At 70.8% G+C, this 14,211-nt stretch carries 15 protein-coding genes and 1 pseudogene; 9 read left to right on the top strand and 7 right to left on the bottom strand.

Going from position 1 to position 14,211, the window contains the following annotated elements; all coding sequences use genetic code 11:
• Positions 1-24: 24 nt before the first annotated feature.
• A pseudogene (locus ACIQM4_RS00170) lies at positions 25-723 on the bottom strand (response regulator transcription factor); the annotation flags it as partial.
• 300 nt (positions 724-1,023) lie between these two features.
• Between ACIQM4_RS00170 and ACIQM4_RS00165 the strand changes: the two are divergent.
• From ACIQM4_RS00165 to ACIQM4_RS00130, 8 genes are all read left to right on the top strand, one after another.
• Positions 1,024-1,809, top strand: coding sequence for an amino acid ABC transporter ATP-binding protein (locus ACIQM4_RS00165; protein WP_401583777.1), 786 nt, complete (start codon positions 1,024-1,026; stop codon positions 1,807-1,809).
• A gap of 79 nt (positions 1,810-1,888) precedes the next feature.
• A complete protein-coding gene (locus ACIQM4_RS00160) occupies positions 1,889-2,812 on the top strand; it encodes a glutamate ABC transporter substrate-binding protein (protein ID WP_401583774.1) in 924 nt (307 codons plus the stop codon).
• 164 nt (positions 2,813-2,976) lie between these two features.
• Positions 2,977-3,624 (top strand): amino acid ABC transporter permease, encoded by a 648-nt coding sequence (locus ACIQM4_RS00155; protein ID WP_401583771.1) that lies wholly within the window; start codon positions 2,977-2,979, stop codon positions 3,622-3,624.
• Positions 3,621-4,472: an amino acid ABC transporter permease gene (locus ACIQM4_RS00150; protein ID WP_401583768.1), complete on the top strand. Its 852-nt coding sequence runs from the start codon at positions 3,621-3,623 to the stop codon at positions 4,470-4,472. The genes ACIQM4_RS00155 and ACIQM4_RS00150 overlap by 4 nt, the downstream gene beginning before the upstream one ends.
• Positions 4,473-4,741: 269 nt before the next feature.
• Positions 4,742-6,376 carry an FAD-dependent monooxygenase gene (locus ACIQM4_RS00145; protein WP_401583765.1) on the top strand — a complete coding sequence of 545 codons (1,635 nt, stop codon included), beginning with the start codon at positions 4,742-4,744 and terminating at the stop codon, positions 6,374-6,376.
• Positions 6,377-6,447: 71 nt separating this feature from the next.
• The gene (locus ACIQM4_RS00140) at positions 6,448-6,495 is read left to right on the top strand and encodes a hypothetical protein (protein ID WP_309506048.1); all 48 of its coding nucleotides are present in this window, start codon (positions 6,448-6,450) and stop codon (positions 6,493-6,495) included.
• Positions 6,496-6,660: 165 nt separating this feature from the next.
• Positions 6,661-7,221, top strand: coding sequence for a cysteine dioxygenase (locus tag ACIQM4_RS00135; RefSeq protein WP_401583762.1), 561 nt, complete (start codon positions 6,661-6,663; stop codon positions 7,219-7,221).
• 14 nt (positions 7,222-7,235) lie between these two features.
• Positions 7,236-7,646 carry a rhodanese-like domain-containing protein gene (locus tag ACIQM4_RS00130; protein ID WP_401583759.1) on the top strand — a complete coding sequence of 137 codons (411 nt, stop codon included), beginning with the start codon at positions 7,236-7,238 and terminating at the stop codon, positions 7,644-7,646.
• A 656-nt stretch (positions 7,647-8,302) separates the two neighbouring features.
• Here ACIQM4_RS00130 and recX read toward each other — a convergent pair.
• The 4 genes from recX to ACIQM4_RS00110 form a co-directional block, all read right to left on the bottom strand.
• Positions 8,303-9,139, bottom strand: coding sequence for a recombination regulator RecX (gene recX / locus ACIQM4_RS00125; RefSeq protein WP_401583756.1), 837 nt, complete (start codon positions 9,137-9,139; stop codon positions 8,303-8,305).
• A 3-nt stretch (positions 9,140-9,142) separates the two neighbouring features.
• Positions 9,143-10,273, bottom strand: coding sequence for a recombinase RecA (gene recA / locus ACIQM4_RS00120; protein ID WP_401583753.1), 1,131 nt, complete (start codon positions 10,271-10,273; stop codon positions 9,143-9,145).
• A 164-nt stretch (positions 10,274-10,437) separates the two neighbouring features.
• Positions 10,438-11,610 (bottom strand): AI-2E family transporter, encoded by a 1,173-nt coding sequence (locus tag ACIQM4_RS00115; protein ID WP_401585968.1) that lies wholly within the window; start codon positions 11,608-11,610, stop codon positions 10,438-10,440.
• Positions 11,611-11,885: 275 nt separating this feature from the next.
• Positions 11,886-12,080, bottom strand: coding sequence for a DUF3046 domain-containing protein (locus tag ACIQM4_RS00110; RefSeq protein ID WP_401583750.1), 195 nt, complete (start codon positions 12,078-12,080; stop codon positions 11,886-11,888).
• 79 nt (positions 12,081-12,159) lie between these two features.
• Between ACIQM4_RS00110 and ACIQM4_RS00105 the strand changes: the two genes are divergently transcribed.
• Complete coding sequence (locus ACIQM4_RS00105; RefSeq protein WP_401583747.1) at positions 12,160-13,107, top strand: hypothetical protein; 948 nt, start codon at positions 12,160-12,162, stop codon at positions 13,105-13,107.
• Positions 13,108-13,125: 18 nt separating this feature from the next.
• Here ACIQM4_RS00105 and ACIQM4_RS00100 read toward each other — a convergent pair whose 3' ends face one another.
• The gene (locus ACIQM4_RS00100; protein WP_401583744.1) at positions 13,126-13,434 is read right to left on the bottom strand and encodes an AzlD domain-containing protein; all 309 of its coding nucleotides are present in this window, start codon (positions 13,432-13,434) and stop codon (positions 13,126-13,128) included.
• Positions 13,431-14,210: an AzlC family ABC transporter permease gene (locus ACIQM4_RS00095; protein ID WP_401583741.1), complete on the bottom strand. Its 780-nt coding sequence runs from the start codon at positions 14,208-14,210 to the stop codon at positions 13,431-13,433. Before ACIQM4_RS00095 ends, ACIQM4_RS00100 begins: the two co-directional genes overlap by 4 nt.
• Between the last annotated feature and the right edge of the window lies 1 nt (position 14,211).

Raw genomic sequence — 14,211 nt, 5'->3', positions numbered from 1 at the left:
ACCCGAAGCACCCGGTGAAGGTTCTGGGGCGACCAGTCGGTAGCCGACGCCCCGGACCGTTTCGATCAGGGCCGGCATTCCCAGCTTCGAGCGCAGGGACGCCACGTGGACCTCCAGCGTTCGCCCCGTCCCCTCCCAACTCGTGCGCCACACCTCGCTGATGATCTGCTCCCGGCGGAAGACCACGCCCGGACGCTGGGCGAGGAGCGCGAGCAGGTCGAACTCCTTGCGGGTCAGCTGGACGGCGGCGCTGTCGACGCTGACCCTGCGGGTGGGGAGTTCGATACGCACCGGGCCGAGCAGCACGGCGGTGTCGCCGGACGCCGAGGGCGCCTCCCCGGTGACCGTGCGTCTGCTCACCGCGTGGATACGGGCCAGGAGTTCGCCCGTGTCGTACGGCTTGGTGACGTAGTCGTCGGCGCCGAGGTTCAGTCCGTGGATGCGGGAGCGGACGTCCGCCCGCGCCGTCACCATGATCACCGGTGTGCTGGTGCGCTTGCGGATCTTGCCGCAGACCTCGTACCCGTCCTGGTCGGGCAGGCCGAGGTCGAGCAGCACGACACCGAAGGGCTCCTGCTCCTGGGGGGCGCGGTCGTCAGGGAGGAACGCCTGGAGCGCCTCCTCCCCGTTGCGTGCGTGGACGACCTGGAAGCCGTGCCGGGCGAGGACAGCGGACAGAGCGGCGGCGACGTGGTTGTCGTCCTCGACGAGCAGCAGTCTCATGGTCCTCCTCCTTCCGTGCGCGGCTTTCGTGCGGTCGGATACGGGTGCGCGGGTGGTCGGGCCGGGACGGGTGGTGTGGGGCCCCCAAGGCATCCACGCCGATCCGGACACTCTGCGTCAAGACCCTTCTCATCACGGGCTTGTTCCGTTATGGAGCCGGTATCCCCCTCCCGTGCCCCGTTCACGCAGAGTGTCCGGTTGCGGCCGGATCGTTATGCTCAATTTCCGCTCAGATGTAATGACGCTGGTCGCACTGGGTGACTAGGGTCCTCCCAACCGAGGAGGACGGAGCAAAAGCCGATGAGCGGAGTTTCAGTGACCAAGGGCGCCGAGGACGCAGTACCCGCGTCGGGCGAACTGGTCGTGCTGAGCAACGTCAACAAGCACTTCGGCGCGCTGCATGTGCTCCAGGACATCGACCTGACCATCGCCCGTGGCGAGGTCGTCGTCGTCATCGGACCCTCCGGGTCCGGGAAGTCCACGCTGTGCCGCACGATCAACCGCCTGGAGACGATCGACTCGGGCGCCATTCGCATCGACGGGAAGCCCCTGCCCCAGGAGGGCAAGGAGCTGGCGCGGCTGCGCTCCGACGTCGGCATGGTGTTCCAGTCGTTCAACCTCTTCGCCCACAAGACGATCCTGGAGAACGTCACGCTGGGCCAGATCAAGGTCCGCAGAACGGACAAGAAGACCGCGGAGGAGAAGGCCCGCACCCTGCTGGACCGGGTGGGTGTCGGCGCCCAGGCGGACAAGTACCCGGCGCAGCTCTCCGGCGGTCAGCAGCAACGCGTCGCCATCGCACGGGCGTTGGCCATGGAACCGAAGGTCATGCTCTTCGACGAGCCCACGTCGGCGCTCGACCCGGAGATGATCAACGAGGTCCTGGAGGTCATGCAGCAGCTGGCCCGCGACGGCATGACCATGGTGGTCGTCACCCACGAGATGGGGTTCGCGCGTTCGGCCGCGAACCGGGTCGTCTTCATGGCGGACGGAAAGATCGTCGAAGAGGCCACGCCGGACCAGTTCTTCAGCAACCCTCGTAGCGACCGGGCCAAGGACTTCCTGTCGAAGATCCTTCACCACTGACGGTTCGTCGGCCGCTCGCCGATTCCCCGTCCGCCGGCGAATCCCGGCCAACGACACACCGACGTAGAGGATGTTCACCATGAAGCTCCGCAAGACAGCCGCAGTGGCAGCCATGGCCGCCGCGCTCGCCCTGACCGCGACCGCGTGTGGCGGCAAGGAGGGCTCGGCCGGTGACGGTGCGAAGGCCCCCGGCGGCGCCGACGCCCCCAAGGCCCCGAAGTACGCGGTCGCCAAGGACGTGAAGCTCGACGGCTCCCCCGCCTTCAAGGCTGCCAAGACGCGCGGCAAGCTGGTCATCGGCGCCAAGGCCGACCAGCCCTACCTCGGCTTCGAGGACCAGTCGACCAAGGTCCGCTCCGGCTTCGACATCGAGATCGCCACGATGGTCGCCGCCGACCTGGGCTTCTCCGCCGACCAGATCGAGTGGAAGACGGTCAACTCCGACCTCCGCGAGACGACCATCGCGCAGGGTCAGGTCGACTACTACGTCGGTACGTACTCGATCAACGACAAGCGCAAGAAGCAGGTCGGCTTCGCGGGCCCCTACTACAAGGCCGGCGCCGACCTGCTGATCCGCAAGGACGAGACGGGGATCAAGGACAAGACCACCGTCAAGGGCAAGAAGGTCTGCTCCATCAAGGGCTCGACCCCGCTCCAGGAGATCAAGAAGCCCGAGTACGGCGCCTCGGTCGTCGAGCTCGGCAAGTACTCGGACTGCGTGCAGCAGCTGTTGACCAAGCAGGTCGACGCGGTCACCACGGACGACGCCATCCTCAAGGGTTACGCCGCGCAGAACCCGACCAAGCTCAAGGTCACCGGCCAGCCCTTCACCACCGAGCTGTACGGCATCGGCCTGAACAAGGACGACAAGGCGCTGCGCGACGCGATCAACGAGTCGATCACCAAGCACGTCCAGGACGGCACGTACAAGAAGATCTACGACGCCACGCTGGGCCTGTCCGGCTCGACGTTCGCCGAGCCGCCGGCCGTCGAGAAGTACTGATCTTGGTTGTCGTCCGCCGCTGACGCCGGTTCCGGCCGCCGCTGACCCGGTCAGCCCGGCCTCGGCCCCAGCCGGTCGACCGACGTGCCCCGTACGGCCACTGGTTCCGTACGGGGCACCGCTCCCCCTGCCCTCCAGCCGCTGACCGCCGACGCGGAGACCTCATGAACGTACTGACCGACCATCTGCCTTTGTTCTGGGAAGGCTTCATAGGCACCGTCTTCATCACCGCGGTCAGCAGCGTGATCGCCCTGGTCCTGGGGCTGATCATCGCGGGCTTCCGGGTCTCGCCCGTGCCCCCCTTGAGGTTCTTCGGAACCGCCTGGGTCACGATCTTGCGCAACACCCCGTTGACCCTGCTGTTCCTGGTCTCCACGTTCGTCGTGCCGGAGATCTTCTTCCCCGGGATGAGCCCGTTCCTCCTCGGGGCGCTCGCACTCGGCTTCTACACCTCCTCGTTCATCTGCGAGGCGGTCCGTTCCGGCATCAACACGGTGCCGGTCGGCCAGGCCGAAGCTGCTCGCTCGCTTGGCATGACCTTCGGCCAGACCCTGCGGATGATCATCCTGCCGCAGGCCACCCGGACCGTCCTGCCCCCGCTGAGCAGCATTTTCATCGCCCTCACCAAGAACTCGGCGATCGCGGGAGCGTTCGCCGTCGTCGACCTGTTCGGCGTTCAGAAGACGCTGAGCGAGGACGGCTACGCGATTCTGCCGATCTTCGTCTTCGTCGCCCTCGGGTACCTGATCATCACCTTCGCCATCAGCGGCCTCTTCCGCTTCTTTGAGCACCGCATGGAGGTCGCACGATGAGTGCCAGCGTTCTCTACGACGCTCCCGGCCCCAAGGCCGTCGTACGCAACCGGATCTACACGGTCGTCGGTTCGGTGGCCGTCCTGGCCCTGGTCGTCGTCGCCGTCGTCCGGCTCGCGGACAAGGGGCACCTCGCCCCGGAGATGTGGGACATCTTCAACTACGCGGGCATCCGGCAGAACATCGCGGAGAGCCTGCTCGCCACCCTCAAGGCCTTCGGGCTCGCGGCGGTCGGCTCCCTGGTCCTCGGCGTGCTCCTGGCCGTCGCCCGGCTCTCCGACCACAAGCCGGTCAGCTGGCTGGCCACCGGCTTCATCGAGCTCTTCCGCTCGATCCCGCTGCTGATCACCATCTACGCGGTGTGGGCCGGATTCCTCTCCGACGTACCGCTGTGGGCGCTGGCCATCGGGCTGTCGATCTACAACGGCTGTGTGCAGGCCGAGGTGCTGCGCGCGGGCATCAACTCGGTGCCCCGCGGCCAGGCCGAGGCCGCGTACGCGCTCGGCATGAGCAAGACGCAGGTCATGGTCAGCGTGCTGATGCCGCAGGCGGTGCGGGCGATGCTCCCGACGATCATCAGCCAGCTGGTGGTGACCCTCAAGGACACCTCACTCGGCTTCATGATCCTCTACCCGGAGCTGCTGAACACCGCGCGTCTGATCGCGAGCAACACGATGGTGAACGGCATGTACCCGTACGTCTCGACGATCGTCGTGATCGGTCTGCTCTACATCGTGCTGTGTCTGCTGCTGTCCGCGCTCGCCACCTGGATCGAGAAGCGGGGACGGCGTGCGAAGACGGGGATCACGCCGACCAAGGAGGAACCGGTCCCCGCGTCGATCGGTTGAGGCGCGAGCCTCCAGCAGGAACCGCGGCCCTGGTGCCGGAGAGTCCGCGAAAGCAGCACCGCACGCCGGAGAGCCTGCGAAAACCGCACCGCACAGGGCAAACTGACGATTAATGAGGCAGCGGCCCCGCGCCGCTGCCTCCGTCACTTGACGCAAGCACCCGCAGTGGGTTGCATACGTTCTGTGATCGAGCACCGTGTTCCCACTGCCGCCCAGGTGGCTTCTCGTACACCGTTCCGCCTGTCCGTACGGGGCGGAGGCGTGCCGTCGTGGACCCGGTGATCGTCGTGGGTGCGGGTCCGGTCGGGCTCGCGCTCGCTCTGTCCCTCGCCGCGCAGCAAGTACCGTCCGTCGTCCTGGACGAGGGCGACGGCACGCAGGAGCCGCGCACGGCCAGGACCGTGGTGCTGCGGCCGGACACCGCGGCCCTGGTCGAGCGGCTGGGCTGCGCCACCTCCGGGGACGAGGGGGCGCTCTGGTCCGGCTGGCGGTCGATGCAGCGCAAGCAGCTGGTACGAGAGCTAACGCTCGGTAACGACAGCGAGTTCCCCGCTCCCCTGCACCTTCCGCAACACGCCCTCGTCCAGGGGCTGTACACGGCCGCCGCCGCACACCCCTTGATCGAGCTGGCGACGCTCGCGCGCGTGGACACGATCGAGCAGGACGCCAAGGGCGTCACCGTGCACACCCGTGAGCCCGGTTACCTGTACTGGCGAGGCAGTTTCCTGGTCGGCTGCGACGGCGCCCGCTCCACGGTCCGCAAACTGCTCGGCATCCGTTTCGCCGGCCGTACCGCCGTCGAACGGCACGCGGTCGCCGCGCTGCGCGCCGAACTCCCCTGGCCCGACACCGCTTTGCTGCACCGCAGGCCGCCGTGGCGGGTCGGTGGGCCCGAGGTGACGGCCCGCCCTCTCCCCGACGGCGTATGGCGTCTCGACTGGCTGCTGCCGCCGCGCGGCGACCTGGTCACGCCCGACGCGCTGGTGTCGCGGATCCGCGAAACCCTGGCCGGCTGGTGCGGCGGGACCCCGCCCTACGAACTCATCGACACCGGCGTGTACACCCTGCACCACCGGCTCGCCCAACGCTGGCGCGAGGGGCGGTCGTTCCTCGCGGGGGACGCCGCGCACCTGCTCGGGGCGCTCGGCACCCAGGGCGTCGACGAGGGGCTGCGGGACGTCGAGAACCTGGCGTGGAAACTGGCGCACGCCTTCCACCACGACGCCTCCCAGGTGCTCCTGGACAGCTACGAGGACGAGCGGCGCACCGCGGTCGCCGCCCGGCTGCGCGCCGCGGACCAGGTACTGCCGGTCCTGCGGGGCGGCGGCGGCCTGCGCGCCGTCCTGCCGGGTTCCGCACGCAGCCACGACACCCTGCTCACCCACGGGCACCTGGGCGGCGGCGCGCTGGGCGCGCCGCCCGTGTACACGCACTCGCCGCTCGCTTCCCCGCGGGACGAGGACACCGGCGCCGACGTCGGTACCGCGTGCGGCGCGCCCGTCGAGGACGTACGGGTGACGGCTCCCGACGGCACCGCCGTGCGGCTGTGGGACCGGCTGGGGCAGGGCCATCTACTGGTGGTCCTCGTCGCACCCGGGACCGGTGTGTGGGACCGGCGGCACTGGATGTCGGCCGGTGTGATGCCCCGGCTGGCCGCCGCGGTGACCGCCCTGCCCGTACCGGCGGAACTCCTCGTGGCCGAGGGGTACCCGGGCGCGACCGCGCACACCGTGCTGCTCGTGCGCCCGGACGGGCACCTCGTCGCGGCCTTCGACGGAGTGCATCCGGCGGAGCTGCACGCGGCGGCGGACGCGGCACGCGGGGGCGCCCCGGAGGCCGAGGAGTCGCCCGAGGGCGCGTCCGGTGCTCCGGCGCACACCGATCGGACCGTGGACATCAATTGACCGGCGCAGGTGCGCATGGTGTACTCCGGAACGTGAGCGACACCGATGTGTGCCTGTGGCGGAGGGTCCATATGGACCTGGTCCGCTACGCGGGCTGCGTCTGTCGCCCGTCCTGCTGATTCGCCCCCTTTCCTTTCGCGCGCGGCCTGCTGCCGCCTCGGCCTCTGCCAGACGCCCTTCGGGTGCCTGTCCCAGAGGTCCTGGGCTTCCTGTTCGAGGGTCCTGGTTCCCCGGGCCCGGGGCATGACCGCGCGTACCCGCGAACCTCTCAGGACGGTCTCCCCGTGTCTCTTCCCACGCCCGTACGCACCCCTGCCCCCACCTCCACCCATGCCCCCGCGCCTCCTCGGGCGGCCCCCACAGCCGCCGAACTCCTCGACTTCGTACGGCGCACCGCCGCCGACGCCGCTCTGGTGGCGTCCCTCCCGCTCGATCCGCAGGGGCGTACGTGGGTACGCCTGGAAGGGCCGGGCGGCAGCGAGGCGTGGCTGATCGGCTGGCCGCCCGGGACCGGCACCGGTTGGCACGACCACGGCGGCTCGCACGGCGCGTTCGCGACGGCGGCGGGCGGGCTGACGGAACAGTCCCTGGCCGCCCGGCTGCCCACCGAGGGCTGGAAGACCCTGGAGCTGGCCGAAGGAGTGGACAGGCAACGCAAGTTGACTACCGGTCAGGGCCGTGCCTTCGGGGAACACCATGTGCACCAGGTGCTCAACGAGTCGGACGAGACCCACGCGATCTCGGTGCACGCGTACTATCCGCCGCTGCCCCTGATGCGGCGGTACAGCCGGACGGGCGCGGTGCTGCGTCTGGAGCAGGTGGAGCGTCCCGAGGAGTGGCAGTGAGCGAGCCTGATCAGGTGAATGAAAGTCAGGCCCCGGTGGGCATCGACGAGTTGCTCGCCCGGGTACGGAAGGGGCTCGACCGGGTCGGCCCGCGCGAGGCGTACGAGGCCGCCGAATCGGGCGCGCTGCTGGTCGACATCCGGTACGCGGCGCTGCGCGAGCGGGACGGGCTGATTCCGGGCGCGCTGGTGGTGGAGCGCAACGAGCTGGAGTGGCGGCTCGACCCCCAGGGCAGCCACCGGGCAGCAGAGGCCACCGGACACGATCTGCGTGTCGTGGTGATCTGCAACGAGGGCTACGCGTCGAGCCTCGCGGCAGTCTCGCTGCAACAACTGGGCCTGCACCGCGCGACCGACCTGGACGGCGGCTTCCAGGCATGGCGCACGGCGGGCCTGCCTGTACTGCCGGCACGGGGCGGGCGGTAGCGGTACCGGGGGCGGGAGCATGCGCCACCCGTTCCCGTACGGGGACGGGTGGCGGACCGGGCCGGGGGCGGTACGGGGGGCGGGCGGACCCACGTCGGCACGGGGGCCGGGCGGGGCATGCGGGGGCCGGGTCCGTAACGGGGCGGGGAGCGAGCCGGACCAGCGGCGCACGGGGCGCGCAACGGGGCCGGCCGGACCCGCGTCGGGACGGAGGCTAGGCGGTACCGGACAGGGCATGCGGCGGCGGGTCCGCCCGGGACGACGGGCGGACCGGACCGGCGCCGGCACGGGGGGCGCCACGGGGGCGGGCCGGGCCCACGTCGGCACGGCGCGCAGTCGCGAGACAGGGACCGATGCGCTCCGTGCGGGCCGGCCCCCGCGTCGGCCGCCCCCCCCCGGTGCCAGGTTCCCGGCTGACGACAGCCAGGTGTTGGCGGTCGTCGGGCGGACAGCCAGGTGGCCGCGGTCGTCGGGCGACAGCCAGGTGATCGCGGTCGTCGGACGACAGCCAGGTGATCGCGGTCGGCGGACGACAGCCAAGTGGCCGCGGCCGGCGGACGACAGCCAAGTGGCCGCGGCCGGCGGACGACAGCCAAGTGGCCGCGGCCGGCGGACGACAGCCAAGTGGCCGCGGCCGGCGGGCGAGGCCTCGGTGGTCAGAACGTCTCGTGGTCCAAGCCGTCCGTGTCCTCGCCCTCTTCCTCCAGGGCCGCTCTGACCACCCGCAGGGCCAGTCCCTCCGGGTAGCCCTTCCGGGCCAGCATCCCCGCGAGACGGCGCAGGCGCTTGTCCCGTTCCAGTCCCCGGGTGGAGCGGAGTTTCCGGGCGACGAGCTCCCGGGCGGTCGCCTCCTCCTGTTCGGAGTCGAGCTGTCCGACGGCCTCGTCGATCAGGCTCGGCTCCACCCCCTTGGTCCGCAGCTCACGGGCGAGCGCCCGCCTGGCCAGCCCCTTGCTGTGGTGGCGGGACTCGACCCAGGCGTCGGCGAACACCGCGTCGTTGATCAGGCCCACTTCCTCGAAGCGGGACAGCACCTCGTCCGAGACGTCCTCGGGAATGTCCCGCTTGTGCAGGGCGTCCGCGAGCTGCTTGCGGGTGCGGGGGGTGCCGGTGAGCAGGCGCAGACAGATCGACCTCGCCCGCTCCGCCGGGTCCTGGGGCGGCTTCTCCCCGCCGTCCCCGGAAGTGCGGGAACCCCAAGACCCTCCGGCGCCCCCGGGCCCACCGGCGCCCTGGGACCCACGCGAAGACCGGGAGCCCCGGGCACCTCTGCGGCCTCTCCCGGCCTTCCCGAACCCCTCGGGCTCCTCCCCTGGCCCCTCGGTGTCCGCCGAGGACCAGGGAAGCCGAGGAGGCCCGTCGGCCGCCCCGGCGTCCCCCGCGGGCCCGGCTGCGTACTCACCTTGCCCGCCGGGACCGCCGCGTCCACCGTGCCCGCCGGGTCCGCCGTGCTCGTCGTCCGTGCTGCCCGGCCAGTCCGTTCTCCGGGTCACGGACTAGCTCTTGGCCGCTGCGGTCTTGGCCGCCTTGGCCTTGGCCGCCGGAGCCGGTACGGACTTCGCGTCGGCGGCCGGTGCGGCCCCCGTCGCGTCCGCGCCGGGCTCCGCCACGGGAGCCTCCGTCTTGGGCTTGACGCCGACGCCGAGCTTCTCCTTGATCTTCTTCTCGATCTCGTCGGCGAGATCGGGGTTGTCCTTCAGGAAGTTACGGGCGTTCTCCTTGCCCTGGCCGAGCTGGTCGCCCTCGTACGTGTACCAGGCGCCTGCCTTGCGGACGAAGCCGTGCTCCACGCCCATGTCGATCAGACCGCCCTCGCGGCTGATGCCCTGGCCGTAGAGGATGTCGAACTCGGCCTGCTTGAAGGGCGGGGCGACCTTGTTCTTGACGACCTTGACGCGGGTGCGGTTGCCGACCGCGTCCGTGCCGTCCTTGAGGGTCTCGATGCGGCGGATGTCGAGACGCACCGAGGCGTAGAACTTGAGCGCGCGGCCACCGGTCGTGGTCTCCGGCGAGCCGAACATCACACCGATCTTCTCGCGGAGCTGGTTGATGAAGATCGCGGTGGTGCCGGACTGGTGCAGCGCACCAGTGATCTTCCGGAGCGCCTGGCTCATCAGCCGGGCCTGGAGACCGACGTGCGAGTCACCCATCTCGCCCTCGATCTCCGCACGCGGCACGAGGGCCGCCACGGAGTCGATGACGATCAGGTCGATGGCGCCGGAGCGGACCAGCATGTCCACGATTTCCAGCGCCTGCTCGCCGGTGTCCGGCTGGGAGAGGATCAGGTTGTCCGTGTCGACGCCGAGTGCCTTGGCGTACTCGGGGTCGAGCGCGTGCTCGGCGTCCACGAAGGCCACGGTGCCGCCGGCCTTCTGCGCGTTCGCCACGGCGTGCAGCGTCAGGGTCGTCTTGCCGGAGGACTCCGGCCCGTACACCTCCACCACACGGCCGCGCGGCAGTCCGCCGACGCCCAGCGCGATGTCCAGGGCTGTCGACCCGGTGGAGATGACCTCGATGGGGTCGTTGGGCCGGTCGCCGAGGCGCATCACCGCACCCTTGCCGAATTGTCGTTCAATCTGCGCGAGCGCGGCGTCCAGCGCCTTCTCGCGGTCGGTGCCTGCTGCCATGGGTTCCACCCGATTTGCTTGAGTCGATCGCTTCACGTCAATGACGCTAACGCCTGCCACTGACAATCGGCCTCGGCGTCGCCCCGGCCTGTGGATAACCCGGGAGGGGTCCCCTGGAGATACAGGGCCGGAACACCAATAAGAATGGATGTTCGATTTTGCTGTCAAGCGGAACCCGAGGCGGACGGAGGCTGCGGCGGAGACGGAGGAGGAGGTGACGGATCCTCGTTGCGTCCCCGGTGCAGCGCGCCCCGCATCCGTGCCAGCATCGACGCCCGCCTGCTCCGGTGACCGTGCACCCGGGGATCGTCGGTCACGTCGTACCGCTTCACATAAGCCCCCAGGAACGCCTGGAGCGTGGCGACGGCCGGGATCGCGATGAGTGCGCCGACCGCGCCCATCAGCGCCGTACCCGCGACGACCGAGCCGAAGGCCACCGCCGGGTGGATGTCGACCGTCTTGGCGGTCAGCTTGGGCTGCAGCAGATAGTTCTCGAACTGCTGGTAGACGACCACGAAGCAGAGCACCCACAGCGCGTACCAGGGGTTCACGGTGAAGGCGATCAGCATCGGCAGCGCACCCGCCAGATACGTGCCGATGGTCGGGATGAACTGCGAGATCAGGCCCACCCACACCGCGAGCGCGGGCGCGTACGGCACGCCGAGGATCAGCAGCAGGATGTAGTGCGCGACGCCCGAGACGAGGGCCATCAGCCCGCGCGAGTACAGATACCCGCCGGTCTTGTCGACGGCGATCTCCCAGGCGCGCAGCACCTCCGTCTGGCGGGTGGGCGGCAGCACGGAGCACAGCGCGCGCCGCAGCCGGGGCCCGTCGGCGGCGAAGTAGAACGAGAACAGAAAGATCGTCAGAAGTTTGAACAGGCCGCCCAGTACGGTCGTGGAGACGTCCAGCACGCCGCTCGCGCTGTTCTGCACGTACTTCTGCAGCCAGTCGGACCGCAGCAGGCTGTCCTGCACCTCGACCCTGGACAGCTGGGTGTGGAAGGTGTGGTTGACCCAGCTGATGACCGAGTCGAGGTACTTGGGGAACTCCTCGACCATGTCCACGATCTGGCCGGCCAGCATCGACCCCAGCATCACGACGAAGCCGATGCCCACGATCATCACGCCGAAGAAGACCAGGAAGGTGGCGAGGCCGCGGCGCATCCCGCGGGCCGCCATCCGGCCGACCGCGGGCTCCACGGCCAGCGCGAGGAAGAAGGCGATCACGATGTTCAGCAGCAGCGCGATGAGCTGGTGGAAGGCCCAGTCGCCGAGCTGGAAGCAGGCGTAGAGGGCCAGGGCTAGCACCATGGCCCTCGGCAGCCAACGCGGCATGCGCGCGGGGCCGGTGGGCGCCCCGGGGGGCGCGGTGCCCGGCCGGTCGGGTGCCTGGGCCGGCGCGGGGTCCTGGGCCTGCGCGGGGCTTCGGGCTTGCTCGGGGTCCGGGGCTTGCGCCTGGTCCTTGGCGCTCTCATCAGTCGGGGCCACGGGGCCAAGTGTCACTCATGAGTACGCCTGTACCGCACCCGTGCCGCTCCGTGGAGGCAGCTCGTGTGCCCTCGGCCCCGGACGCCTCACGGAGGCGGGTGACACATCGCGCGAGGACAGACTCAGCGCCTGTCCTGGGGGACGTCCATCGCGCGGCACACCGCGTGCCACACGGACTTCGCGTCCCAGCCCGCGTCGAGGGCCTCGTGCACCGTGCGCCCGCCCAGTTCGGACATCACGTGGTCGCGGGCGAAGGAGTCGGCGTAGCTCTCGCCGAAGTGCGCCGCCATCCGCTCCCAGAAAATCGTCAACCGCATGACACCAGTATCGCGCCCCTGAGAGTGCACAGCGGTCCGCACCCCTTGCCTCCCGCCGCATCCGCCCTACCGTCGGCTCATGGCTGGAACTGGAGCATCCCCCCTCGCCCGCGCCGAGCACTTCGTCTGGCTGACCGCGCGGGTCCTGGAGCAGCGGCGTTTCGCGTACCACTTCCTCGGCGGCGGCGCGGACCAGGTCGAGACCGCGCTCACCGCCTACCTGGGCGACGACGGCGGATTCGGCCACGCGCTGGAACCCGATCTGCGGGGCCCGGTGAGCCAGCCGCTGCACACGGCGCACGCCCTGCGCGTGCTGGAGTCGATCGGCCGGTGCGGGGGCACGCGCGTGGAGCGCGCCTGCCGCTACCTGACAGGGGTGTCGGCGAAGGACGGCGCGCTGCCCGTCGTGCACCCGTCGCAGCGCGGCTATCCGGCCGCGCCCTACGCCCCCGTACTGGACGACCCGCCGAGCGAGCTGCTGGCGACGGGCCCGGTGGTGGGGCTGTTGCACCGCAACGCGGTGTGGCACGCGTGGCTGTTCCGGGCCACGGACTTCTGCTGGGCCGCCGTGGAGTCGCTGAGCACGGCGCACCCGTGCGAGATCGAAGCCGCTGTCGCGTTCCTGGACGGCGTCCCCGACCGCCCCCGCGCCCAGGCCGCCGCGGACCGCCTCGGCCGGCTGGTGCGGGAGCGGGGCCTGGTGGTGCTGGATCCGGCCGGGCGTGCCGGGCCGCCGGTGCCGCCCGGCCACACCTTCGACGAGCACCACGGCTCCTACGACCACGCCCCGGACGGGCAGTACTTCGCGTACGACTACGCGCGCGTGCCTGACTCGCTGGCACGCGGCTGGTTCACCGACGAGGAGATGGCACGGTCCCTGGACTTCCTGGCGGCCCGGCAGCAGCAGGACGGTGGCTGGCCGCTCCGGCGCCCGGCGTGGGCCCCCGTGACGGAACTGGAGGCGCGCCCGCTCGTGACCGTCGAGGCGTTGCTGACCCTGCGCGCGTACGGCCGGGAGATCGGCTGACGGCGCACCTCCCGCCGGTCAGCCGCCCAGCGCGCGCACCCCCGCGGTGACGGCGACCGCCGCGCCCACGACGACCAGGAAGGGCGCGCGCAGCAGCAGCGCGAGTGCTGCCGCCGCCAGCCCCGCGCCCCGTGCGTCCAGCACCAGCTGCTGCCCGGTGGCGAAGGTCTGCTGGGCGGTGAGCGCAGCCAGCAGGGCGACCGGGAGGAGCGCGGCGAGCTTGCGGACGAGCGGTCGCTCCAGCGCGCTCGCGGGAACCAGCAGCCCGAGCAGCTTGACGAGGTAGCAGCCCGCGGCGGTCGCGAGGATGGCGATCCAGACACTCAACGGTCGTCACCCCTCGAAGCGTCGCCGCGGCGTTCACGACGCCCGTTGAGGAAGAGCACCAGTGGAGCTGCGAGCGCGGCCACCAGCACGGGCACCCCGCCCGGCAGTACCGGCAGCAGTCCGAGCCCCAGCAGGACCGCGAGGCCCGCGACGGCTCGCTCCGCGCCCGTCCGCAGCATGGGTGCGAGCAGGGCGAGGAAGACGGCGGGGCCCGCCGCGTCCAGCCCCCACGTGTTGGTGTCCCCGATGGATTCGGCGCCCAGTGCCCCCAGCAGCGTGGTCAGGTTCCACAGCGCGTACAGCGTGAGCGCCGTGACGGTGAAGCCCAGGCGCGCGCCGCGCCGGGTGGGCTGGGCGAGTGCGACGGCGGTCGTCTCGTCGATGACCGCCTGTGCGGCGAAGGGGCGGACGAAGCGGGGCAGGGCGAGCAGCTGAGACAGCCGCAGCCCGTAGAACGTGTTGCGCACGCCGAGGAAGAAGGCGCCCGCAGCGGCGGTGAGCGGGCTGCCCCCGGCCGCGAGAGCGCCGACGAGTGCGAACTGCGACGCCCCTGTGAACACCAGCAGGCTCAGTGCACAGGTCTGCGCAAGGGTGAGTCCGGCGCCCGCCGAGGTCACTCCGAAGGCGAAGCCGGAGAGTCCCACGGCGACACCGACGCCCAGTGCGTCCCGCACGACGGCTCTGTCGGGCTTGGCTCCGGCCGCGGGCGTGACGCCGGCCGCCGCCTCTGCTGTACGTATGTCCGGGTCCTGCGCGGACGCTGTCTGTTCTGCCACA

It is taken from the genome of Streptomyces sp. NPDC091272 (assembly GCF_044757485.1).
GTDB lineage: Bacteria > Actinomycetota > Actinomycetes > Streptomycetales > Streptomycetaceae > Streptomyces.
The sequence above is the reverse complement of the archived record's forward strand: the minus strand, read 5'-3'. Positions and strand labels throughout refer to the sequence as shown.